The sequence below is a fragment of the Pseudomonas sp. P42 genome, from assembly GCF_017973755.1.
Lineage (GTDB): Bacteria > Pseudomonadota > Gammaproteobacteria > Pseudomonadales > Pseudomonadaceae > Aquipseudomonas > Aquipseudomonas iridis.
In genome coordinates this window covers 70,123-95,076 of record NZ_JACOPU010000008.1, presented here as the reverse complement: position 1 = coordinate 95,076, position 24,954 = coordinate 70,123, and the positions used below count along the sequence as shown (strand labels likewise).

The following is a 24,954-nucleotide window of genomic DNA, read 5'->3' as shown; positions in this document are numbered from 1 at the left end:
TCGCCGCATAACGTTGTTTTCTAGCCCTAAGCAATACATCCCAACCGTCCACTGCCGATTTCTCGGCGGGGTTCTCTTTTGCACCTGAAAGGAAATTTCCGATGTCTCATCTCATTGAACAAATGACTTACGTAGGACAAGCGCCTTGGCATGGCTTAGGTTCCGTACTTTCGCCGAAACAACCATTGGAAGTCTGGCAACGTGAAGCGGGGATGGACTGGCAGATTCAGGAAAGCTCAGTTCACTTCAAAGCCGACACTGTCAGTCACCTAAGCACCATTCACTCGTTTCCGGAACAAAAGGTTTTATATCGCTCCGACACCAAGGCACCGCTGTCAGTAGTATCCAACCGATACCAGATTGTTCAGCCGCGTGAGGTCCTGGAGTTCTACCGAGATCTGACCGAAATATCGGGCTACGATCTGGAAACGGCTGGAGTGCTGAAGGGAGGTAAAAAGTTCTGGGCGCTTGCCAGAACGGGACATGCAACCGCACTCAAAGGGAATGATCAGGTGAACGGCTATTTGTTACTAGCTACCTCATGTGACGGCACACTAGCCACCACGGCGACTCCTACCAACGTTCGCGTGGTCTGCAACAACACACTCACCATCTCCCTGAATGGTGCCAGTCACGCCATCAAGGTTCCGCACAGCACACGCTTTGATTCGCAAACAGTGAAAAAGCAGTTGGGTATCGCTGTCTCACAATGGGATGAATTCATGTACCGAATGCGCACGCTCACGGAACGTAAAGTTCAGTGGCCTGAGGCTATGGGCTTTTTCATGGAAGTGCTATGTGAAACGCGCTCCGGGGACCCCATCCCCGAAGTGCTGCCAAATAAACGAGCTTTGGAAAAGGTGCAAAGCCTGTACGAAGGAAAAGGCCGAGGGTCTGATCTGGAGTCTGCTCGTGGCACCGCATGGGGTTTGTTGAACGCAGTGACTGAATACGTTGATCACGAGCGCAGGGCCAGGAGCTCAGAGTACCGGGTAGATTCAGCATGGTTCGGTCAGGGGGCGGCAATCAAACAACGCGCACTCGACTCCGCTCTTCGATTGGTAGCCTAACGCTGTTCCCCCACAGCTGCTTGAGCGGAGTGTGCTCAAGCAGCTTTATGCATCAAGGAAATCGCGATGAATGTAATACGCTTTATCGGTCTACTTTTTCTGTTTTTCGGAATACTGGCGAGCTGTGTCCTGGCCGTTTTGCTTGTGCTCATCCTGGCACGCTTTTGGCCATTTTTGATCGCTGTGCTTCTCGCATGCCTAATATTTGAAATTGTCGCCAAGAAGGTTGAGATCGAGCGGCCTGCGAAGTCAGTCTGAGGGTGGAGCTATCAGCCGCTACTTTTCACCAAGCAACTCATCCAACCGACTCATAAGCTCCACGCGCTCCGGCGCACCCAGCTTATGAAACTTGGCTAGTAACTCCGCCTCGTCATCTTCAACGGCATAAAAAAACGCTGCCGGTACACTGAGCACCTGGCTCAAACGCTGGACAAAATCGGGAGCTGGAACCCGCTTTCCCAATTCATAGCGGTTCATGCGTGTACTCGCAGACATCTCATCCAAACCAGCGTCCAACCCCAATCGCTCCTGCGATAAGCCCGCCTGCATGCGCGCCTGCTTTATGCGCTTTCCCAAGACTGACATTCACACGATCCATTTAGCAAAAAGGCATCGTGCATCCCTGTCTTTTGCCCGATACTACCGTTTTGGTAGTATTGCGGCCGACTACGTACCTAGCATGGTCTTTAGATGGATCAGATCCGTGAGAAAAGCCTCAAGACGTCACTAATTTTTTTTCCTCTGATAGGAAGGCACCATCATGAAACACTCGCTATTTGCCATATTCCCACTCCTAATGGTTCTTGGCACCGCTACACAGGCTAAGGACGATGTCGCGGGCTGTTCTTTAATTCGGATAGATCAGTACTACGGCCTTAAGGAATGGGACTGCCGCGTTCCCAACAGCCCTGTCCGAATCAGCAACGTCTACACAGACCAGCAGGGCCAACAACGTGTCGAGAGTATAAGCAGCCAACAAAATGCAATGTGCGACGATCAGGGGATCTGCTCGAATAACGGTAATTTTGCTGGCAATGCACCTCCAGGCAGTTATCACTATACGTTCGACTGGTATCTGGGAACCGATACCAAAGGCAAACCTGTTTCTTACAGAAGAGGAACAGGGCCTGGTTTCGGCGGAAAATACTTCAACGCGTCTTCAGAGTCCGACCCTGTAGACTCATCCCAGCACCTACCTGAAGTGGTCTGTATGCCGACAGCAAGTTTTAATTGCTCGGTTGACGGCATAGAGGTAGAAGATAGGGACCTACCTAAATATCTACCAATAGTAAAAGAGCAAGATGTTAAAAAGGCGGGAGGTAGCTGCCAAAGTGCTCCCTTATGTTACGACAAAAATATGATAATTCTTGGATTAAACAAAAAGTACTTCTAGTTCACTGAAAAAAACACCCTCTCAATAAGCGCCAATCATTACCTCTGCCCTGGCTTAGAGAATGCCAGGAAAGCCGTTTTTCCCTGACGTAGCGGAGAGACGAGAATTGAATGGGTGTGTGCGCTATCTCCGATACCAGCAACGGATATCGTTTGAGTCTCAAATTTTGGGTATCAGGGACGGCGCGGATTCATTCGTGCGGACCTCGCCCTATTGAGCCCCCGGGGAGAGCTCACACGATCGCCTAGCAATGGCTTCCAAGCCGTGCCAACTACTCCTTGAGCTGGTACTACACCAGCTCACTCAACGATGCAAATCAGTGCTGTAGGTCCTATAGTAGCCGCTACCGTGTAAACTCTGAGCGGGTGACTTTTTTTGCTGAAGAAGACAATTGAGCATGACTGAACGGCGAACTGTAGAAGAAATCACGTCCTTCGGGGATTCGGCGGGTGTTGAGATTGAGAACGTCGCAAGCGGAGAGGACGTATCCATCGGCGAGCCGTTCAATCCCGATGACATCGATATTACGACACGGACAATGACAATAGATTTGTTGTTGTCAAGGATTGAGACGGGGGCTATTGATCTTCAGCCTGACTTTCAGCGCAGGGCCGGGATCTGGAATGAAAAACAGCAAAGCCGACTAATTGAGTCTCTTCTTTTAAGAATTCCACTCCCGACCCTTTATGCGGCCGAGGATGAAAATGAAGACTGGGCTATTGTCGATGGCATTCAACGCCTCTCGACAATAGTTAGATTTATTTCGCCAAGCTCCATCGGTCTTCAACCTCTTCGTTTGCGAAAACTAGAATATCTCGGAGGTGATTTTGACGATTGCATTTTTGATGATCTGCCTGCAAGACTAAGACGGCGATTGAGAGAAACCGAGTTAGTCATACACCTAATAAAACACGGCACTCCCGACGAAGTAAAATTTAATATCTTTGCCCGAATCAACACTGGCGGCATGCCACTATCAGCACAGGAACTTAGGCATGCGTTGATCCCGGGAAATGCAAGAATCACACTTAGACGTTTAGCAGAATCAAAAAGCTTTCGGCAGGCAACAGGCGATAGCATACGCGATGAAAGAATGGCGGACAAAGAAATGATTCTTAGGTTCATTGCCTTTAGACTATCATCACCCAACTCTTATCGTGAGCGCGATTTTGATCGCTTCTTAAGTAACTCAATGCGCAACATTAATATTCTATCTTCACGAGCCTTAAAAAAACTTGAGAAGGAGTTTTATAAAGCGATGGAAACAGCGCATGCTATTTTTGACAACGACGCTTTTAGAAAACGTTACACATTAAAAGATAGTCGATACCCAATTAATAAAGCTCTATTTGAAACTTTCTCCGTCGCACTCTCACTACTTACAGAAGACCAACACATCAACTGCATTAACAATGCAATACACATCAAAAAGGGCTTCATAGCTTTAATGCGTGACGGGGATTTTGATAGTTCGATATCTCAGGGAACGGGCGACGCTTCAAAAATTCGGCGAAGGTTTAGCTCCATCAAAAATTTAATTATGGAAAACGCAAATGACTAGGATGCTAAAGCTACACAATTTTAAAGCATTCAAAAACCAAGAAATCGAACTTCGCCCTCTCACAGTTCTTTCAGGACTAAATGGCAGTGGAAAAAGCACTACGCTACAGGCTCTAGCACTGCTGAGACAGTCTTTTGACGCTGGTTTTTTTAATCAGAAAGGCCTACTGCTTAATGGCGACTTAGTTGAGCTAGGGACAGGAGCAGACATACTTCATGACCAACATGACGACGAATTAATCTCCATAAAAATTAATAATCCTGATGATCAAAATTATTTTATCTATGAAACTTCATATCTCAGCGCCTCAGACATTTTACCGATAAGAGAAGCATACATTGTTGGCAATCCTATTCCCGGCTTCCTTGATAACGGCTTTCAGTACCTAAAGGCGGACCGAGTAAGCCCAGCAGTAAACTACCCTAAATCCCATCACGTGGTTAGCGATCGTCGATTTTTAGGAGCAAAGGGGGAGTTTACCGCCCACTTTCTTCATTGTTTTAGAGACGAAGTTATAAATGACCATATAAGGAGGCATCCTTCTACGAAAGCAACTGCAGGATTGCTTTCGCAAGTTAACGCATGGTTGCAGGAAATTTCGCCAGGAGCGAGAGTTAACGTAGAGGAAGTCCCAAGAACTGACTTTATGAGACTTGAATACTCATACGGAAACACCGCTGGAATCAGCGGCACGAACCTTTTCAGGCCTACCAATGTTGGTTTTGGATTGACATACGCGCTGCCTATCATTGTCGCGTGTCTCGCTTCACCTGCGGGAAGTCTGGTCATGATTGAGAATCCTGAGGCGCACTTACATCCGCAAGGACAAATTGCAATCGGCGATTTAATAGCCCGTGCAGCCTCAGCTGGGGTCCAGGTGCTTATTGAAACCCACAGTGACCATGTTCTTAATGGAATAAGGATTGCAGTAAAAGAAAAAGTCATTCCATGTACAAGCGTCGGCCTAAACTTTTTCCGACGCGACTCTGGCTCCTCTCAGCCGAGTCATCAGCAACCTGAAATTTCAGAAAATGGAAGACTGTCTGAATGGCCGGATGGATTCTTCGATCAATGGGATAAAGCTCTGGACAGGATTCTAGACTAGATTATGAAATTTCTCTCATTTCTAAACGACCTCTCTCATCATCAACGAGAGATCAGTCACGAACAGGTGAAAATTGGACTTCGTAGCTTAATAGTATTACTTCGCGCAATAAAACGCATACGCCCAGAGTTAGAATTACATTCATCAGTTCCCATTTCAGGAATTTCCTTAGGTGGCGCTCATACTCTGGCCTCTGTAGGGGCGGATGCTGACACTAGGGATGAGTGGCGTTTCATTCGTGCTCTAGACAACAAAGCCTTTGATTTAAGCCGCGAAATTGCTGACTTAAGTATAGAGTACGAATATCAGGGGCAGCTATCCGCTGGATTAGGCTTAGCTCATCTTTTTGACTCTCTTGCCGTAAGCTTTACTTTTCCAGAGTGGGACTTGACTAGCATTGATATACTGCGCCGAGAGTTACAGGAAGACGAAGAGTTAAACGAGACTACCGTATCGGTTCGCCATGCATCAACACTTCAAAACCTGGAAATACTTAGACAGTGGTGCGCCGCAATCCCCATCGAGCATGCAAAAGATGGAGAAGAACTATGGGCAAACAGGGAAGGTAACTTTCCTTCCCTTCGCTTTTTAGACCGAACCCAAGCACAAATACTTAGCCTCCGAGCGGGCTCTCCAGAGTTACATGCCATTTGTATTAGACTTTGGCAACTCGAGAGTGCCGCCCAACAGTGGAATCCCCGGACAAACCCGCTGCCAACGTTCCTCTCTCACGTCACACCTGAACATATTAGACGGAGAGCTCTTTGCTATTTTAACGACGCCAACGGTGAACGCCGCTTATACGACTTACATGCTCGCTACACTCCGGGCGCAGGACGAATACATTTTTTGTGCGATACAGCGCAACAACTTATTGAGATAGCCCACATCGGACAAAAATTGTGATCTACATTCTTGTAGTATTTTAAGATTTTTTTGTAAGAGAACAGGATCGTTTAGTAGGTTCTGTGGTCCGACCAGTCACAACACCATTCTAGCTCAGGGCAGATCATTTATGGAACGATGTTTTGGACAATAGCATCTAGTTTTCCAAGTACGTAGCCGGTTCTAGCGCCCTGCATTATTGCGTAAAAAGTCCGGAGTCTCTACCTGACTCCGTTTTTATGCCGCTGACTACTCAACCACTGATCTAGAAAGTTAGAGTTCAGATGCTAGTTTTTGCTTTATATAGCGATGCAACGGTCGCGGTAGGAATGGCAGTTACCTGTCCTCCGCACAGATCCGCACGTGCGGAACTACCAAATACTGCTCCTGCCTCGAGTATTTGATGCGAAGCGATCCTCAGTATAAGGATGTGCATTTCTGGGTCTAGGTATGTAGAGCTCAGGAAGGCGACCGTAGCGTGAGCATTGAAGTCAATTAAGCTGGCTGCGACGTTTCAAGGCTTGCCGCCATAGACGGCAGACCGCCAGACGAAAACCACCAAAAACGTATCAAATTCCCGGCACCGCGTGGTAATTGACCTAACCCTCTCTTCCTACGATTTCTCGCAACAGAACAACTGAATTAAATCAGCATCGTCAAGGCATTGAGGAATAAACCGAACCTGACCACCTATCGTTGCAATATGCATGACTTGGGGTGGGGTTGATTCGCCATTTCTTACCAGTATCGAACTTTCATCGACTATCCTCCGCCAGCTTTAACGGGCGCTCAAAGCGTCTGTGGAAAATCACGTAGACGATTAGAATGAGCGCGAACCCGGACGGCTGGGGCCAGCACAGGACTTGCTCGCAGATGCCGACTTGGCACCCAAAGAAAGATGCGCGACGGTAAGGACGCTGGAGAGGCGTATGGAACCAGACGCACATAGCACGTTAGGCCTGTTGATCGTCAGCGCCCGTGCTCAGTATTAATGGCACCGAATTGTTGTGAAGGTTTAACTGATCTTGGGTAAATCAGAATGGCAACCGCTGATGCGGTGGCAGCGGGCCGACCTCACTCGCTCTCTGCGTCGAAGCCGGCAGGTGCTACAACACTTTGGTCGAGCCGCCCGTACCGAGCAGCAGGATTGGGTTGGGCGACGCTCGCCTCAGTCTGAATATCACTCGATAAACCAGCCTTCAGTTAGCGCATTGATGTGGCTTTGTGCTATCTATGTGCCAGATCAAGCTCGGTTGCACTCCGGAGGACAAGGAAGCTCATGACAACATCCAAAGGGACTAACGCCACCTACCTTCGCCCATTCGCAAGCTTTCTGCTCTACGAGTGGGATACGCCACCGACGGCCCCGATGGTCGCTGCGGCATTGGCGGGGCTGCAAGCGCCGTTGACGTCAACCCTACCACTCAGCATGCGCGTCGTTGACGGAATCAGTGTAAAAAAACTCTCGGGTGTTGCCGCGTCCGCTTTCTACGTGGTGCACCACTCGCGCCCCGCATGGACGAATGATCCAAGTGTGGTGGACGTGATGCACCATACGGTCATCCTGCTGAGCTACAAGCGGTACCTGGGCGTTGTTGTATCTGATCATAGTCTGCGACTGATAGTTGAGCGTGAGCTGGCCAACCACTCCACGGTCAAAAAGCTGGACTCGGACGAGCTGGAGAATGCCTTGGTCAGGGAAACACCGCTACGGACGTTATGGCTCCGGTCTGCCCATCGCCCGAACCGACGCAAGGCCGACAGCAAAGTGCTAATTGGGCAGTATCTGCAGGAGGCGCTGAATCCGCTGGATGACCGCACCTTCACGTCGCCGTCCATGCGTGCGGAAGCGCAGTTGAACCCTGTCGGCAAGGCCTCGGTGGTGGGTGTCACGACGCAACGCTCTTACGTATGGCTGGGTCCCTGTCAAAGCTTTGCCGAGTTGCAGAACCTGTTCAAATCATTAGCTGATTATTTAACGCAACGCCGAAGCACTCAGCGCCAGGCCATCCCGGTGCTGGCAAAGTCAATGACCCAGTCGCCCAAGGTTGGCGACGCTTTTCAAGCGTTTGATTTCTCTTTCCTAGCATCCTACGCAATTGCGGGCTTAGATCAGCCAACTCTCGCTGCGCTGGAGCACGCAGAGGCGGACTTGAGTATCGAAACCGTTGGCAGTGCTGACCAGAATTTCACGCTCGCGATAACTGACGCCCACCATCCCAATAGCCAGAGCCCTCAAGGACTATGGCACGTCGTTGTAGAAGTAAAACTCGGCGCTACCCGGACGACTGTGTCGGCCTCATTGAACGGCAACTCGGCGAGCTGGCCCTCCTGGGGAGTTTTCAAAATACTGTTTGATCAGAAGCATTTATGGAGCGTTTGGTATGAGTCTGGCCAAACGTTTTCCGATGGTGACTGGGTATGTGTCGATCCCCGTAACTCAGCTTACGACGGGGAAATCCTCCCGGTGACCTTTAATGATAAGCGGTGGGAGGTTAGCCAGGAGAAACCGCTTCTGGGTAGAAGCGTGCAGTGGGACGACATTGCCAATAGCACTGATCGCAGTCTGTTTTCGTGGTGGATACATGAGGGTTACGCTTTCTGTTTTCCATCGGTCAAGGGCCCATTCAGTCCGGGTGAATTCGCGCTCGCTCTATGCGACGACGGTGCAGGTGAAATCGGCGATTTCATCATGCTGGTCAAGCATGCGGGGTTCGCCACAAAGACCAATCCGTCTTCGCTGGCGGTCATCGTTGTGCATCTGAAGGGTGCCGCGAATAGTAAAAAGCGGGCGATGGCGCCCAAGCAGTATGAAGAGGTGCTGGGGCAGGCCACGAAGAACCTGAGCTGGATGCACTTGCCAGATCTCGCGACGGGCCTGAAGAAAGATTTGATGAGTGGCAAAAATCTATTGTGGTCTTGGAATGGGCAGGTTTTTGACAGAGTTCTGCAACATAAACAGAAGCTTGCCAAGAGCGCGCCGCAGCTCAAGATGCTGGATGAGTTTGATGGTCGGCGGGCTCATAGCTTTGTGATTGTGGTACAGCCTCACCAAGATGCAGATGATTTCATCAGCGCGATGACAAAGTCGCCTGTTGATTACAAGACGCGACTATTGTCGACGTTGTTGTGTGCGGCAGACGGAGCATGTCGCGGATCGTCGGCGACGTTGAAAGTGGTGATGTCGAAAACGTAGAACAGCTAGCAGCCACGGTTGCACGTTACCCAATGTGTACTCCCGGTACGTTACTCCTCGCTCGATCAAACGCGGTCTGAACACGCTTAAAGGGCTAGAACGGGACCCACTTAAATATGTAGGTGAACTCCATGTCTTGGCTTACCAGCGCTGGGTGGATGACTTCGCAGAACGTATACGAATGAAATTGACGCAGGGCGCATTACTGTAAGCGTCTGCCGAAGTCACCTTGCATGACTTAGGCAGATAACACTGATGCGAAAGCAGTTGTGGTCTGCTCATACCTACCCTCAGATCCGTCTGCGCTCGGCCGATACGGAGTAACCGGTGAAACGGAATTCATGACTGATTTGAAGTGAGAGCGACGAAATGGCAAGAGACAATTTTACCCCTGCAACCAAGAGCGCACTAGCGCGGAATGTCCACTTCCGATGCGTGTACCCGGGATGTCCGGCAGCCACCCATGCCTCCACCCCACATGGGGATAACGTCAATTTAGGCCAGGCTGCGCATATTTCAGCCGCTGCTCAAGGAGGACCTCGGTTTGACGACGAGTTGACTCCCGCGCAACGCAGAGCTTATGAGAACGGTGCGTGGCTCTGTGCCAACCACGCGAAGCTGGTAGACGATGATCCGCTAGCTTTCCCTTGTGAAACCATAAGGGGGTGGCAACGTACAATGGAAGAGAGCGCGAGAGCCGCAGTTTATGGGGCACCGATGAATGCCAACTTCGACTTTTCCGAAATTTGCAGCAAGTTGGAGCTATTCCTTAAGGCTTGCAGGAAAGCAACATTCAGTATTTATCGGGAACCGAAATACATCCAAGTGCCCCGAGAGTGTGTAACCGCCATGCAGGAGCTGATCAGGCAATGCCCCAAAGACCATTGGAGACCGATACATCAGTGGCATTCACTGCATCCAATCACGCACGCTATTCAAGTACGAGCCGTTAATGCGGTTCGGCGGATCTTCCACGAGGTAACGGATTACAACAAATGGTACAGCGATGGCTACACCTACGTGATACTAGGTGCAGCCAACACTTGGAACCTCACTCCTGCTGAGGACATCACGCGCGCAAATCATACGGCTGCTATCGTTTGTGAAGCGCTATTAGAGTTCACCGAATGCATTGACCATCTTAACGAGTATGCCGCTGGCAGAAGGCATCCAGGCAACATCATGTAGTTTCGGCGGCGAATGGAACTAGTGTCGTATTTCGCACCTGCTCGGAGAATCTGCCTCGCCCAGTCGCGATGCTGAGTGGGGCACAACGTAAGCGTCTACCGAAGTCACCTTACGTAAGCTAGGTAGGCACCCATTGATGCGGCAGTAGTTCCCCGATCTCACTCGCCCGCTGGGTCGGCAGCCGTATCAGCATATCTTTGAGATAGCCATACGCGTCGTACCCGTTCATACGTGCCGACTGGATTAGGCTCATGACTGATCCCGGTAAAGCGGCAGCCACTTGCGAATGACGTTGGCGTTGATGCCGTGAGTGATCGCAACGCTGGAGATGGTCGCGCCCGGTTGCAGGCACTCCTGAACAACTTGAGCTTTGAACGGTTAGGGATGAGCTTCGTTGGCGCATGAAAATCCTAACGTTAAGGGCTATCGTGTCCGCTTAAAAATACGAGGACACCATCGCCCTTAATGCTGGAGTTCGGGAGGTGTGTTGGCTGGACGCTTACCCATTACTGACTTTTTCATTAGCAATGCCCTGCGTCAGTATGTGGTCGGCGGCAACAAACTCTGCGATGTCGTGGCTACAGCAGCGTCCTAAAGTGACGGTTGTCCGCGTCAGAGGACTTGAGGATGCGGTATTCCATGCCACTAGCCACAGCGATCTGCTGGGCAAAGTCCTTCTTGGCCTGCACTACGGCGTCCTCGATTTGGTTGTCGGCCTTCACCTCGACGATCACGTACTTCAGGCTACCGTCCGGTTCTTCGCGCTGAAAGATGAAGTCGGGGTAGTAGCTGCGAACGGTACGCGAATCCGGATCGATGTACTGGATGAAGAAGTCGGACTGTCCGTGGGTCAGCATCCCAGTGAAGTAAAGCTTCTTCACGCGTTGCTCCCGCAGCAAATCCCAGAACAGCCAGTTTTCCGAACCGGAGTCGAAGCAATAGGTGTCGAGGTGGAAACTCTTAGCACGTTCCTCGTCCTTAATTTGCGCGTCGTTCATGCGGACGATCTTGTCTTTGGCCGCTGTCACCTCGTAGTAACCATTAGGCGGGAGTTTGATGAGATCGACCTCGTGCTCCTCGGTTTGCTGGGACTCGTCCAGATCGTAGAGCTGACGGAATAGGCGCGGGATGATCTCGTCGTAGAGCAGCTCGTTGAACTCGTTCGTCATGGCCACCAGCTCGCAGGTACCTTCCTTTGTAGCGGCCAATAACTCCTCGACGTCCAGTGGACTGATATTGAGGTAGCGCGATACTTCCGCGACCAGCGTCATCAGCGAAAAAGTCCGCTTTTCACGGCGCTCTGTCAGGTCGAAGGTACGACTGCCTGACGCACGGGCCGCATCGGCTATGGTCAGTCCTTCCTGCAGTGTCTCGATCAGCCGGTACTTTTCAACGAGCCCGTTCCAAGCCTCGCGGTTGGCGCGTTCGGGTACTAGCGCTTGTCCCGGAACTAGTTGCTTTTCGCGCATCAGGTACTGCCTGCGTAAACGCACCAGTTTGATCTTGACTGGCGGTTCATTCACTCGAACTTGCACTCGCTCCTTATCGCTGCCGATTTTTTGCAGTTCGTCGACACTGATATGGAAGTTTTGCTGCAGCTCGTCATTTAGGATGTTCAGATTGCCCTCAGATAGGAAGACGTGACCAGTATGTTGGGCCTCACCAATTGCACGCAGACAGCGCATTGTAGCCTGCAACACGAACACCTTTGACTTAGGTTCGCGGAACAGACCCACGCCAAACAACGAGCGGCAGTTCCAACCTTCACGCCCTTTATTGACCAACAGGATAAATTGCTTCTCTGAGCCAATAGTATCTAGGCGATTGAACTCCCGAATGTCGTCATTGGTTGTGAGTTTATCGTCGCCCACGTTTACTAGAATGCGCGACGTCGAGATACCATGCTTGAGCAGCGCGCGCTCCACTGCCGGTTTAAGTTCGCTCGTGAGCTCGTCGATGGTGGCGGCGAAGAAAGCAAGCTTGGGTACCAGCCCCTCCGGGCGTAACTCGCCCGTTTCGTTCAGAAAGCTCTCGACCGCGATATCGACAAACTCATCGGTGCGAGTGCTGGCGTAGCCGTGCAGCATCACCTTCTTGAGGAAACTCTTATCGATAGCCTCCTTCAAGCCATAAGCATAGACAACCTCGGGTAGGACTTCACGCCCCACATAGGGCGTACCTGTGTAGTTGTAGCAAGCCACCACTCGCGTACCTGCTGCATTGAGACTGGCGGCAAGGATGTCGATGGTTGTGCGCAGGCTGGTGTCGGATTCTTTCGCGCCAACACCCATGTCTTTGGCCAGCACCTTACCAAAAGCGTGGTGAGCCTCGTCCACATAGATGCCTAGCTGCTCCAGGCGACGCAGCTTCTCGAAGCGCTGGTTGGTGGTCAGTTCTACTTCCTCTTCCGGTTGGTCGAAGTTGTAGAGGTCGACAGCGTCTGCATAGACTCCAGTGGCAGCGAGGGTTTCCCCCGTCGCACCGAACAACTTGTCCACGGAACTCTTTTCTTTATGCTTGCGCTTGAGGATGATCTTCTGCGTGTTGGAAACGATGATGTTGAAGCGCGAGCGATCCAACGTATCTAGTGAGGTACCCGCCTCTTCGAGGTAATGAAAGCGCAGGTGCGTAGTAAGAAAGTTGACGTACTCCGGTGGCACCACGCGGGTGAGATCGAAGGATTCGATCTCCCTTAGCGAATGCAACACCGTTTTGTCCGGCGCGAATACCAGGGCATTGTGGCAGTAGCGCGCGTCCTTCTCAAACTTGTTGCCCAGCAGAAACTCGTAAAATATGCAAGTCGCCATGAGGATGGTTTTACCGGTACCCATCGTCAGCGCGAAGATATAGTTTGGGTAAAAACGAGAATTCTTGCGCATCGCCGTGAATACGGCTTTGTACTGATCCTGCGTGATCTTGTCGAACAGGCCAACTTGCCCCGCATTACCCGACACCACACCACCCTCAGCGCGATCCGCGAAACGCCCTTGCTTCTCAAACCACTGTTGGAAGATTGCCTCGACTTTGGCGTTACCGAGAAACTCCTTTAGAAAAACGTAGGTTTCCAGCGCCTCAAACTGTGGTTGGCGTAGGAAAGCCTTGGGGTTTTGCTCCGGATTGTTGAAGTCGAGAAACTTACGGGTGAGCTCTTTGTAGTGTGTTCGAATCGAACCCCGGTTGGCTTGATAGAATTGCCATAGAAATTGGAAGAAGGCGAAGTCAAGCGACGCGCTCACAACCTTAGCCGCGCGCTTAGTCGCCATTACTGACGCTCCCTTCCCACGACTCTGAAAGTAGGTCGGTGATCTTCACACGGATGGTGCCGGCATCCTCAGGAACTTTGTACCCACCTTTCACCAGCTCCTTTTTGCCTGGGATGTCCACTGTAGAAGGCTGAAGCACCGCGCCGTCGTAGTTCCAGTCGATCAGTACAGATTCGACCAGTTCCCTCCAATCCTCGACTGCTTCTTTTTGCAGCGAGAGCTTCTGCAGCAGGTTCATTGGGTAGAACCTCTCGATGACCAACTCACCGGATTTGATGGAGACCTTCGCCTGCGAATCGCGCTTGAACTCTAGATCCGCCTTGTCGCGCAAAATATCTACTACTTCCACGTCGATCTTAAAGGGTTTCGCGGCCAACTCCAGTTGCGCCGCCAAATCAGGTTCGTGCCCCATGCAGACGAGGGTGATCTTTTCGACCGGGCGGTTCGGATTTTCGTTGTGTCGATGCTGCCACGCCTTCTGGTCGAAGTTATGAGTTAACTCGTTTAGGTCCGCCCGCGTGGCGATTCGGTTGACGGGCATGATCTTGACCATACGCCCATCCTTTTCGCCATCGAATACGGTGCTGAATTCCAGCTTCTGCACTTCCAAGGCCTCAATAAGTAGCTCCTTGGCTTGGACAGGATTACGAAAGATGTCGTAGTGGTTAACGTTATAAAGCTCAAAGCCGAAGAAGTACTCGAAATCACCGTCAAGAGCTTGTCGACGCAGGTCATCCGCGACGCCAATCAAACGCTTTGCAGTTGTCTGGATTGCCCCCAGATTTATGTCCGCACCAATAAAGCGGCGACCAAGGCGCATTGCTGCCTCTTGCGTCGTACCGGAGCCCATAAAGCAGTCAAACACGAGCGACCCTGCATTCGAAGATGCCTTAATAATCCGAGCCAATAGATCAACGGGTTTCTGGGTTGGATAGTCAAGCCGGTCATTCGCTTGCGAGTTGACCGGAAAGATATCAGTCCACACGGAATCCAGCGGACGACCATCCGAACCATCTAAGTAGCGCTTGAACCGCGGCCGCTTGGTTTTGTCGTTCGGATACCAGATAAGTCCCTCTGCATCCAACTCGGTCATTTTTTCAATGCTGTATCGCCATCCATTTTCGGGTGGCTGGAAGCCGTTCCAGACATAAGTCATGTTTGGCCGAGGGTTTGGGCTGGTCATGTTATCAAGCATATATCGACGGCCGTCCTCGTCGACATTGTTGTATTTACTGCTCAGGTAATTTTCGCTGTGCTCCGTAAATTGCTTATTCCATGTAAAACGCTCCCCCTTGCTGTAGAAGAACACCGTGTCATGCACATGGTTATACGTTTTGGAGTCCGCCCTCGCTGAGGTGCGTTTCCAGATAATCTCGTTCTGGAAGTTTCCTGCGCCAAAAACTTCATCCATCAGGCATTTAATGTAGTGCCCACGATTGGCGTCGCAATGAATGTAAATAGAGCCGCTGTCTGTCAAAAGCTCGCGAAGCAGGACCAACCGCTCGTAAAGAAACTGAAGATACTCGTCGTTGTTCCAGATATCGCCGTACTGCTTTTCCTCGAACGAGCTCTGATCACCTTCAGCCAAGCCACCCTTGAGCCTGATACGCTTCTTGTAATCTGTTTTCGAGTCGAACGGCGGATCGATGTAGATCAGGTCGACCTTACCTCGATATTCCTTGAGAAGATGGCTCATCACTTGGAGGTTGTCCCCCCAGAAAATCTTATTACGCCACCCGCCCTCCTCCTCGCCATGGACCTCCTTCAGCTGCGCCGGATAATACTGAGTTGAGGTGAATGGACGCTTACCGCGCCAATTCAGCATCGGGTAGCCCTTGATAGGCTCGAACTCGTATTTCTCGACGTTAGTCGTGCCGCCCTTAGGCGTGGCCAATTGCAGGCTTTCCTGCGTAGGCGTGGTGGTCTTAGTCATTTATCGCTTTTCCTGAATTTCCAATTCTTGTTGTCGCAGTAGGCACGTATGTCACAGTTCTGGCACAGCTTGGTCGGGCGCGCTGCGATCTGGTAATCCTGGCGCTCGATACGCGCGACTATGTCGTCGAACTGCGCGATGGTTTTACCAATGGCGCGGTCGTCCTTGGTGAAGGTCACGTAGGGGTTGCCGCCGTCCTCGCCGGTGTAATACAGATGCATTCGGCTGACCTTCTGGCCGGTGCGCTCCTCGACCAGATGGGCATAAACCTGTAGCTGATCCCGGTACTGTTGAAGGCGACTTCGGTCTTTCTCCATGTCAGGCTTTTTTTCCGACTTGAAGTCAATGATCTCGACCGTATCTTGTTCGCCCCGAATGAGGTCGACGCTACCCTTTAGGATGTACCGTTCCTTGACAAGCGATATCTCGACCTCGGCCTCTTTGATACGGTCCCAGTTGCTGTTCTCTCGCTCGTAATAACGCATCACATGCATCAGTGCCGCCTGCTGCGAACTGGGGGCTAAGTACACACGCTCTTTCTTGGAAAGCTGGGCATAATTTGCCAAGAACCAGGATGTAATACCCTCTTGAGATAGGGTGCCTTCTTCGCCACGCAGCACTGTTTTGTGAATATCTTCGATGGTCTGATGAACCAGCGTACCGAACAGCATTGGGCTTTCGCGAATCGGAGCGAACTCCAGTTCCTTAAAGAAACGGTACTGCTCGGCACAGTTTTCGAACACTGTGATATGCGACGTAAATGAGTACTCGCGCTTGAGGCTGATCTCCTTCACCGCCTCGTAGCTAAGGACCGCAAGGTCAACGTCGCGCCAGCTTGGCAGCTCGTAAAATAAGCGATCGAAATATTTAGACGGCGATTTCCCTCGTCCATGCTTTTCTTGCGCAGCCAGCACTAGCAGGTTTTGCGCACGAGAGAACGCGGTATAAAACAGCCGCCAGAAGTCGAAGTTCTTGATGTGGTCAAGTGGCTCAAAGCGTTCCTTGGAGAGGTACCCGCCATCCTCCAACAGCACGTCCAGTGCACTGTATTGCTTGCGCGGCACGGCATCCAGCGACCCGCACACGACGATCGGAAACTCCAGCCCTTTGGACTGATGGATGGTGAGGAAGGACACACAACCCTTGGGTGCGTGTTCGGCTTCATTCTCATATTCGCCGATGCCACCATCGACAAGAAAACGCAAAAATTGATTGAACAGGTCGCGGATGTTCTTCTCGAGCCATTCTGGGTTGAGCACGCTGACAAAATGCAGGTACTCGAACTTTGTGAGCAACCTGGAAAATGTTCCGAGGTTCCGCGCCGCGCGCGCCTTACCCATTCCTTGTACGACTTCCTCGCTGAGGAAGCGTGCGAACAGCGGGAACTGAAGCAACTGATAAAACAGACCCGAGAAGGAGTAGTCAGTGTTCTGGGTCAAAACCGCATGGCGCTTGGCCATGGGTCTAGCCCAATCCAACAGAGACTTGTTTTCCGGCTTGCGCAACTCCGTGGTGAAGGCAGCAAAGCACTGTTGGTCGTAGTAGTCCCAGATTGGCATTGTGGCGCCTTCAACCCAAGCGCGCACCTTGGGAAACTGCGGAAACAGAAAGATCAACGCACCGATCATCAGACGGATCTCCTCCCGTTCGAAAAACATATTCGAACGCGGTGAAAATACGGGTACACCCTCGGCTTCAAGGTATCGCGCCAGCGCAACGACCTTGTCGCTTTTGACCGATCGGAACAGGAAGGCAACCTGGTTCCAGTCCGATAATTTTCCGGACATTTTCAGGTCGTAGAGAAAAGTCAGAACCTCAGCGTGCCAGTTAGAAGTTTGGTCCTTGTCGTCGGTGGCAGTCAGCCGTACAACAGTTGGCACCTCGGGGAAGTTATCCTCGCGCGGGACGATCTGCTTGGCAAAGCGGAAGAAGCGCGTGCCGTCATCCCACGTCTGCTCCCGCATCCACTCGTTGTAAAATCGGATGATATCCGGGTGCGAGCGATAGTTGACCGATAGCGTGACACGCTTGCACTGACCTTCATTGAAAAGCGAGGGAAACTCCAAAATGTTGCGGATGGTGGCACCGCGAAAACGGTACAAACCTTGGTCGTCGTCACCAACAACACACAGATTACGTTTTTCGCCTGCCAACAGCAGGAGAATGCGCTCCTGAATTGTGTTGGTGTCCTGATACTCATCGACCATCAAATGAGTCAGATTAGCGCGCAGTTTCGCTAGCACCTCTGGACGCGTCTCCAAAAGCTGCAGCGCCTCGTACTGGATGCCTGAAAAATCGAGCGAGTTGTTTTCGTGCAGCAGCTCCTGATACTTGGCAAAGCACCCTGCTAGCGCGCGAATTTCCACTTCTGGGGCAGACTCCAGCGCGGCTAAATCAAGCGCTTCTTCGCTAACTTTGTTGAGCCACTTAAGCAGGTTTTCTGACTGAGTCCAGCGGCCGGACTGATCGTCCCCGATGACTAGCTGGGCATTGGGCAGCTCGCGGAAGTCCCTGATGCGTTGGTAAAGAAAGTATTGCTGATCGAATTGGTCAAACAACGTAAAGCTGCGCTTAAGGCGGGTGAACTCACGGAAGTCCTCCAGGATGCGCAAGCAGATCGAGTGAAAGGTGCCGAGATACATTTCGTTTAGATTGAACTGAATTTCCAGCTCGCTCAATCGATTGGAGATGCGGGTAGTAAGCTCGCGTGCAGCCTTATCTGTGAAAGTAACGACGAACAGCGATTCGGGGGAGACTCCCTTATGTGTAATGAGATAGACAATGCGTTCTACAAGGGTGAACGTCTTCCCAGATCCTGGTCCCGCAATGATGAGTACCGGACCGTCAGTGGCAAGAATCGCTTCTAGCTGTTGCGGATTGGCCTTGCTTTGAAGATTAGAAGCATCGTTCGTCATTCCTCTGCTCCATTACTCTCATGACGCACGCTGCTGATACGACCGGCAATCCATTGATCCAGCTCACCACGACGGAAGCGCCATGTGCCTCCCAGCTTAAATGCTGGGATCTGGCCACTCGCCGCAAGACGGTAGACCGTGCGCTTACCAGCCTTGAGGTAGGCTGCAACCTCATCAATCGTGAGGATCTCATCCGACTGGCCCCTCATTTCGCCACCTTTTCGCCGCTGCTTTTAGTTCTGTGTGATAAACACAGTTTGTCACAAGATGGAAAACTTGAGCAAACATGGCAAAACTTGGGCAGAATCCTGCACTAACAAAGAGCTGAAAGACAGCATTCAGGGGGAGCCGTGACGTCTAACTACGAAGGGATTTGTGAAGAAAACCGGCGGCGCTACGGCACTGAAGGCGCTCAGAAATCCGGAGGGCTGGCCGCTGGCTTGTACGATGACCGAACGCACTTCATTTTCGAATTGCTCCAGAATGCCGAGGACGCCCTTGGTCGACGCAGAGACTGGCACGGACCACGCAAGATCTCATTCGCTCTTACTCCGACGCGCTTAACGCTCTCCCACTTTGGCAAGCCGTTCGACGAAGCAGACGTGCGAAGCGTATGTGATATCGCCGAGAGCACAAAAAACGAATCCTCGATTGGTCGGTTCGGCCTCGGCTTCAAGTCGGTCTACACCGTCACCGATCTTCCGGAGATTCACTCCGGTGACGAGGATTTCGCCATTGATGGGTACGTGTTCCCCAAACAGGCTGATCGCACGGTGCGCAAGAGGGACGAAACGCAAATCATCCTGCCACTGAAAACAGACGACGCAACCGCAACACAAGAAATTACGGCCGGGCTCCGTCACCTGGGCTCTGGCGCACTGCTGTTCCTGCGGAACATCGACGAAATTAACTGGAGCGTCGAAGGCGGGCCGTCCGGGTTCTATCTACGTAACAGCCCGGAATCTCTCGGCCTTAATGTCCAGCGCATCACTGTAATCGGCCAAGAAAGTGGTCAGCCCGAAGTAGATCAAAACTGGCTGGTGTTCCACCGCGACGTATTTTCCACTGAACAGCAGAGGGTCGGACGGGTAGAGATCGCTTTTTCGTTGGTCGCGGAGAAGGATGTGCCCGGTCGTTGGGCCGTGCAGCCACTAGCCAACTCGCCACTGGTGGTATTTTTCCCGACGGTAGTTGAGACCCACTTTGGCTTTCTTGCACAGGGACCGTATCGCACTACGCCAAGCCGAGACAACATTCCACCCAGTGACCCTTGGAATCAGCACCTGGTCAAGGAAACGGCCAGTCTGTTAGTGGAAGCAATGTGCTGGATGCGGGACGAGGGGATGTTGGAGGTGTCTACGTTGCGATGCCTGCCACTCGACCGCGAGAAATTTCCGCAAGGATCGAGGTTCGCGCCACTGTTCGATACAGTCCGACAGGCATTTCAAGATGAGGCGCTGCTCTCCACCTTCGATAACAAATACGTCACTGCGAGCCAAGCAAAGCTGGCGCGCACGCAAGAACTTCGCGAGCTATTCAGCCCCGAGCAGGTCGTCACGCTATTCGGCCCTGAAGTGGTTTCCTGGCTGTCTGGCGACATCACTCAGGATAAGACACCCGAGATTCGTCTGTACTTGATGCGCGAACTTGATGTTGACGAAATCCGGCCAGAGAAACTGGTTCCGAGCCTAACGAAGCCCTTCCTTGAAGCACAAACGGACGAGTGGGTGATGCGCCTTTATGAGTTCTTGAGCGGCCAGGAAAAAGCGTTGCGCCGCCATCTCGACATTATCCCACTCATACGCCTTGATAATGGTACGCACGTCGTCACCCGCGAGAACGGTAAAGCCAAGGCTTTCCTGCCCAGTGCCATCACAACCAGTTTCCCAACAATGCGCCGTGCTGTATGTGGGACAACAGAAGTACGCGCATTTCTAACCTCGCTGGGTATTACCGAACCTGATCCGGTAGATGATGTGATCTGGAACGTCTTGCCGAAGTACCGACAAGACGAAATAGGTGTGGATGGCAAGGCTTACGCCGCCGACATTGAACGCATCCGCTCGGCCTTCAACACAGACTCAACAACGCAACGAGAAAAGCTCCGTTTAGCCGTGCGCGAAACCGCCTTTGTAATGGTGGTTGATACTGGCGATGGCAAGAGCGACATTGCTAAACCCGGCGATATCTACATCGCCACAGATCGACTTAAACAACTATTTGCGGGTGTCCCCGGAGTGCTCATAGTTAACGATGAATACGACTGTCTACGCGGCGAGGATATTCGGGATTTGTTAGTAACATGTGGTGCCAGTCGCTACCTCAGTCCGTTCCCAACTAAGTCTGGACTTGATCCTTCCGAAAAAATACAGATCCGTAAAGAAGCTGGACTTGAACGCGCAAGCTGGGATAACCCACCAGAAGACTTCACAATCCGTGGATTATCATCACTACTTGAGCTCTTGCCAAAGTTAGGGTTGGACGAGGCCAAAGCTAGGGCCGGATTACTCTGGGACTCACTCGTTGATCTTGAAACACGCGGCACGGGCTCCTTCTTCGGCTCTTACAAATGGGGCTATTCACACGAAACGAAAACGGCTCGATTCGATGCGACATTTATACGGACACTCAATCAAGTGAGTTGGGTACCTGACCTTAACGGCGAACTTGTATCCCCCGGATTAGTGGTTTTCGACACCCTCAACTGGAAGCCAAATCCATTTCTTCTCACCAAGCTAACCTTTAAACCGCCACTCATCGACCAGTTGGCGAAAGAGGCAGGCATCGAACCTGCCGCGCTCGACCTACTACGAAAATATGGCATCACGAGCGTTTCTGAACTTGCATCCCGGCTAGGCCTAACCCAACCACGCGAGGCGGATTCAGAATCCGATGTGGCACCTGATGCCACTGAGGAGCTGAATGGAGACGTCTATGGCAATGCGCATGATCTATACGGCGACGACATGCCAGAGATTCCACCGGGAACGCCCGATCCTGACGGCGGGGACGGCGCGACTGGTAGTGGAGGGCATGGTAATGGCTGGAGTACTGGTACAGGAGCATCACGCGACGGAAGCACCAACAACACGAGCGGCAGAAGCGGAAACGGGGGAAGCAGCCAAGGGAAACGTTCACCTGGCCATGCCGGTGGACGCCCGTTCATTTCCTATATTGGCGCTCACCCAAACGATGAGATAGATCCAGATGGCCTCGACCAAGCGACACGAATGAAAATAGAGGAGCAGGCCATCACGCTGATAATTAGGTTGGAACCGACGCTACTACGCACGCCGCAAGGCAATCCGGGATTTGACTTATATGAAGCAGGTAGAGACGGAAAAGAAATTCGCTGGGTTGAGGTGAAATCGATGACTGGCAGTCTGGAAAATCGGCCCGTAGGGCTCTCTCGTCGACAATTCGACTTTGCCCGAGAACGAGGCGCTGCTTATTGGCTGTACGTCGTCGAATACGCAACCGATCCAGCTAAGTCTCAAGTGCTGAGAATTCAAAATCCGGTTGCTCATGCGCAGACTTTCACGTTCGACCATGGTTGGAGCCAGATAGCCCAAACACAACCGCCGGGTTAATCGAGATCTAGGCCAAATCGCCGAGTGTGCAACTTAAATCCACGCTGCTATTATCCGGGTAAGAAAAGGGACGCAGGATTTCCGATGCCGCCTACCCCTCTTAAAAAAGGAGGGGCAGTCCAATCCCGCTACGCTTGAGCCACATGGGGGGACAAATGGGGGGATAAAGTCATCACTAATAAAAAAACTCAATTAAATCAACGTCAAACATTAAAAAATCGCCGGCCACAAGCCGGCTTTTTAATGCCTGCCTAAAGTCAAACCTACCGCGCAAAACCTGAATCGGGTGCCACTCCTCTGCGGGTAACGGTAAGGCTGGATGACCTATAACTCTCTCGCCCAGTGATGACTAAGTCTGAAATCGGTCAGCAGTCTGCTGACCGATTCAATTGGGCAGCAACCTGCTGCCCAATTCCCCCTCACGGATAACTAAACGCCTTAACCAACGTCAACTCCCCCGCCGTCCGCATCGGGATCAAAAACGTCTCCATCTTCTCGCTCGGCGTTCCCTCTTCAGTAATCACCGTCACCTGCGCCGTCGTCAGCGCCTGCACTGCTTCATCCCCACCTTCGTCATCTGCGCGATACCCGCCGCCGTAGTAATTCACATACACCAGATACTGGCCCTTGATCGGTGCCGGCATGGCGAAGATTTCCGGGCCGTAGCCGGTGGTGACGTCGACGTCGAGGGCGCCGCCGTTGGGGGCGGTGCGGTTGCCGTACCAGATGTGGCCGCCGTCGGGGGTGACGAGATGCAGGTCGAGGTCGGTGCCGTCGCTGTCCCACGCGAGCAGGACGCGCAGTTTGGCTGGGGTGGCGCCGCCGCTGGTGTTGAGGAACTGGGTGCGGTGGCGTTGTTTGCCGTCAGGGCTGCGGACTTCGACGCTGTTGCTGCCGTTGGGGAAGGAGAATGGGCGGTCGAAGCGGCCGGCGTCGTCGATTTTCAGCGGCATGCTGACGCCGTTGACGACGAGGCGGCCAGGCTCTGTGCTCTTCGGTGTGGCTTTGATTTCGCCGCTGATGCGTGCGGTGTTGGCTTGGCCGATCGGGGTGTTCACCGAGGAGGCTGGGTAGTTGACGGTCTGGCGGAAGCTTTCGCCCTCGCCTTGCGGCGCGCCGCTGCGCCAGCCGCCGACCGGGGTGTCGAGTTTGACGCTGTCGGCGGCAATGGCCGGCGACAGCGCGGTCAACGTGCAGAGCAGCAGCAAGACCTGTGGATAACGGAGTGTCATGGTCTATTCCAGCAAGAGGTGACGGGCGAGCCCTTCGATGTAGGTTTCATCCTGGCCGTTGGGATGTGCTTCAAAAGCCAGGTGCAGATATTCGTGGGTGAGGTCGAGGCGATCCTGCAGGGTGAGTACGCCGCGCACATAGATTCTTTGGCGCTCGCGGTCGACGAAGGGTCTGCCAAAAGCCAGTTTGCACACGGCGAACGTGCTGACTTCGTTGTAGCCGGTTTCGCTTTCCAGCTTCGGGCGCCAGCCGCGTCGTTGCTTTTGCAGCCAGTCTTGGGCGGCGGGCAGTGCTTCGCAGGAGGCGACTGGGTTGTCCCAACGGCTAAGGCTGGCGCGCGGATAGGCGTGGAGCAGAATCGCGTCGTAGCGCTGACCAGCATTGGCCTGCTCGACGGCTTGTTGCCAAGCGAGTTTGTCCGGGCCGGGTTGGTCTGAGTGATAGGTGACAATACTGCCGGCCAACACCAGATCGGCCGTCCATGCGGCGATACTGCGAGACTCCGCCGAGGCTGGGCGCGGTGCGACGCGTTGGCGGGTGCTGCTGTCATCGATGCTCAGGCAATCGCCGTTACGCGCGGCGTTTTGCAGCAGGTAGGTGCGGATCGCCACGGCCAGCGCTTTGGCAGCTTCGGCGGGTTCGGGTTTGGCTTCACGATCCAGCACCCTGGCGACGTATTCTTCGCGATCAAGCCTGGCGACGAGTTTGTTGTTGAGCAGAAACAGTTCGCCGTCGCTGTGGATATCCAGCGCATTGCCGTTAGCGAATTCGACGCGGTAATCGCCCTGCAACGGTCCGGAAGTCACCGCCCGATCGCCAGCCAAAACACGTAACACCGGATAGCGCGAGAACAGCCCGACTTCGATACAACGGCCCGTCTCTGCTGGCCAGACCGTTGGCAACACCGCCGCCAATGCCTGACCGTAATTTCGTAGAACCATTTGACTGGTGCCACGCCCTCCCGCCCAAACCGGCGAGCCATCCACCGTCCAACCGGCAAATCCGCCCTGTCGCGATTGTGGGTCCTGATCGCCAAGCCAGCTCCAGGTTTTCACCCGCAAGCGCCCGCCCAATTCACCAACGACGTTGCCATCCGCCGCAGTCAGAACGACATCAAGCAACACGCGGCGCATCTGGTCTTGAGCTGGCAGCGAAGACAACACCTCCAACAAATCAGCCACAGAAACTCGCGTGGCTGGTTGCACCAATGGCAGATCCAGCAACCACGACGGTGCCTGCCGCGTCTGCCAATACGCCCGCCAATCGGAAGAAGAAATCCCCAACCGCGCAGGCTCGAAATACAACCCACACGACTTCACCAACGCCTGATCACGTTCGATCTTGCTGCCAGCGCTGCAGCAATAAACTTCTTCCTTCGACTGTCCGCGACATTCATAAGCGGGCTCGCGAGCGCCGGTATCCACCAGCCACGCATAAACAAACAGCTTCCACAGACTGCCCAGGGGCGCATCCAGCGAAGGCAGCAACGGCTCGCGAGCGATCAGTTGCGTCTGGCTCAACGACAACAATTCTCCCTTGTAGGCCACGCGCAAAGACTCATCCTGCGCCGTTGCCAGCGCGGGAATCACACACAACATCAGCCACAGCAGCGGCCGCTTCAT

16 protein-coding genes and 1 pseudogene are annotated in these 24,954 nt (G+C 52.7%); 8 read left to right on the top strand and 9 right to left on the bottom strand.

The window, feature by feature from the left end:
• Positions 1 to 101: 101 nt before the first annotated feature.
• The gene (locus tag H8B20_RS24560; protein ID WP_210624863.1) at positions 102 to 1,070 is read left to right on the top strand and encodes a DUF932 domain-containing protein; all 969 of its coding nucleotides are present in this window, start codon (positions 102 to 104) and stop codon (positions 1,068 to 1,070) included.
• 276 nt (positions 1,071 to 1,346) lie between these two features.
• Here the strand turns inward: H8B20_RS24560 and H8B20_RS24555 are convergent, their stop codons facing one another.
• On the bottom strand, positions 1,347 to 1,655 hold the full coding sequence (locus H8B20_RS24555; protein ID WP_210624862.1) for a helix-turn-helix domain-containing protein: 309 nt from the start codon (positions 1,653 to 1,655) through the stop codon (positions 1,347 to 1,349).
• A gap of 175 nt (positions 1,656 to 1,830) precedes the next feature.
• Between H8B20_RS24555 and H8B20_RS24550 the strand changes: the two genes are divergently transcribed.
• From H8B20_RS24550 to H8B20_RS24525, 6 genes are all read left to right on the top strand, one after another.
• The gene (locus tag H8B20_RS24550) at positions 1,831 to 2,463 is read left to right on the top strand and encodes a hypothetical protein (RefSeq protein ID WP_210624861.1); all 633 of its coding nucleotides are present in this window, start codon (positions 1,831 to 1,833) and stop codon (positions 2,461 to 2,463) included.
• A 397-nt stretch (positions 2,464 to 2,860) separates the two neighbouring features.
• Positions 2,861 to 4,024, top strand: coding sequence for a DUF262 domain-containing protein (locus tag H8B20_RS24545; RefSeq protein ID WP_210624860.1), 1,164 nt, complete (start codon positions 2,861 to 2,863; stop codon positions 4,022 to 4,024).
• On the top strand, positions 4,017 to 5,129 hold the full coding sequence (locus H8B20_RS24540) for a DUF3696 domain-containing protein (protein ID WP_210624859.1): 1,113 nt from the start codon (positions 4,017 to 4,019) through the stop codon (positions 5,127 to 5,129). The genes H8B20_RS24545 and H8B20_RS24540 overlap by 8 nt, the downstream gene beginning before the upstream one ends.
• Before the next feature lie 3 nt (positions 5,130 to 5,132).
• On the top strand, positions 5,133 to 6,035 hold the full coding sequence (locus tag H8B20_RS24535) for a hypothetical protein (RefSeq protein WP_210624858.1): 903 nt from the start codon (positions 5,133 to 5,135) through the stop codon (positions 6,033 to 6,035).
• Positions 6,036 to 7,293: 1,258 nt separating this feature from the next.
• On the top strand, positions 7,294 to 9,210 hold the full coding sequence (locus tag H8B20_RS24530; protein ID WP_210624857.1) for a hypothetical protein: 1,917 nt from the start codon (positions 7,294 to 7,296) through the stop codon (positions 9,208 to 9,210).
• Positions 9,211 to 9,927: 717 nt separating this feature from the next.
• On the top strand, positions 9,928 to 10,398 hold the full coding sequence (locus tag H8B20_RS24525) for a hypothetical protein (protein WP_210624856.1): 471 nt from the start codon (positions 9,928 to 9,930) through the stop codon (positions 10,396 to 10,398).
• Positions 10,399 to 10,516: 118 nt separating this feature from the next.
• Here the strand turns inward: H8B20_RS24525 and H8B20_RS24520 are convergent.
• From H8B20_RS24520 to mads1, 6 genes and pseudogenes are all read right to left on the bottom strand, one after another.
• Positions 10,517 to 10,657 (bottom strand): annotated as a pseudogene (locus H8B20_RS24520) (transposase domain-containing protein); the annotation flags it as partial.
• Positions 10,648 to 10,728 carry a hypothetical protein gene (locus H8B20_RS28420; protein ID WP_414704621.1) on the bottom strand — a complete coding sequence of 27 codons (81 nt, stop codon included), beginning with the start codon at positions 10,726 to 10,728 and terminating at the stop codon, positions 10,648 to 10,650. The pseudogene H8B20_RS24520 and the gene H8B20_RS28420, both read right to left, overlap by 10 nt.
• A 248-nt stretch (positions 10,729 to 10,976) precedes the next feature.
• Complete coding sequence (locus tag H8B20_RS24510) at positions 10,977 to 13,661, bottom strand: TnsA endonuclease N-terminal domain-containing protein (RefSeq protein ID WP_210624855.1); 2,685 nt, start codon at positions 13,659 to 13,661, stop codon at positions 10,977 to 10,979.
• Positions 13,651 to 15,594, bottom strand: a complete 1,944-nt coding sequence (locus tag H8B20_RS24505) for a site-specific DNA-methyltransferase (protein WP_210624854.1) — start codon at positions 15,592 to 15,594, stop codon at positions 13,651 to 13,653. The genes H8B20_RS24510 and H8B20_RS24505 overlap by 11 nt, the downstream gene beginning before the upstream one ends.
• Positions 15,591 to 18,509 carry an ATP-dependent helicase gene (locus tag H8B20_RS24500; protein ID WP_210624853.1) on the bottom strand — a complete coding sequence of 973 codons (2,919 nt, stop codon included), beginning with the start codon at positions 18,507 to 18,509 and terminating at the stop codon, positions 15,591 to 15,593. Before H8B20_RS24500 ends, H8B20_RS24505 begins: the two co-directional genes overlap by 4 nt.
• A complete protein-coding gene (gene mads1 / locus H8B20_RS24495) occupies positions 18,506 to 18,718 on the bottom strand; it encodes a methylation-associated defense system helix-turn-helix domain-containing protein MAD1 (RefSeq protein WP_210624852.1) in 213 nt (70 codons plus the stop codon). The genes H8B20_RS24500 and mads1 overlap by 4 nt, the downstream gene beginning before the upstream one ends.
• 141 nt (positions 18,719 to 18,859) lie before the next feature.
• Between mads1 and H8B20_RS28165 the strand changes: the two genes are divergently transcribed.
• A complete protein-coding gene (locus H8B20_RS28165) occupies positions 18,860 to 22,099 on the top strand; it encodes a sacsin N-terminal ATP-binding-like domain-containing protein (protein ID WP_210624851.1) in 3,240 nt (1,079 codons plus the stop codon).
• A gap of 419 nt (positions 22,100 to 22,518) precedes the next feature.
• Here H8B20_RS28165 and H8B20_RS24485 read toward each other — a convergent pair whose 3' ends face one another.
• Together H8B20_RS24485 and H8B20_RS24480 are read right to left on the bottom strand one after the other, a co-directional pair.
• A complete protein-coding gene (locus H8B20_RS24485) occupies positions 22,519 to 23,331 on the bottom strand; it encodes a YfaP family protein (protein ID WP_210624850.1) in 813 nt (270 codons plus the stop codon).
• A gap of 3 nt (positions 23,332 to 23,334) precedes the next feature.
• Entirely contained in the window at positions 23,335 to 24,954 is a 1,620-nt protein-coding gene (locus tag H8B20_RS24480; RefSeq protein WP_210624849.1) for a DUF2300 domain-containing protein, read from the bottom strand.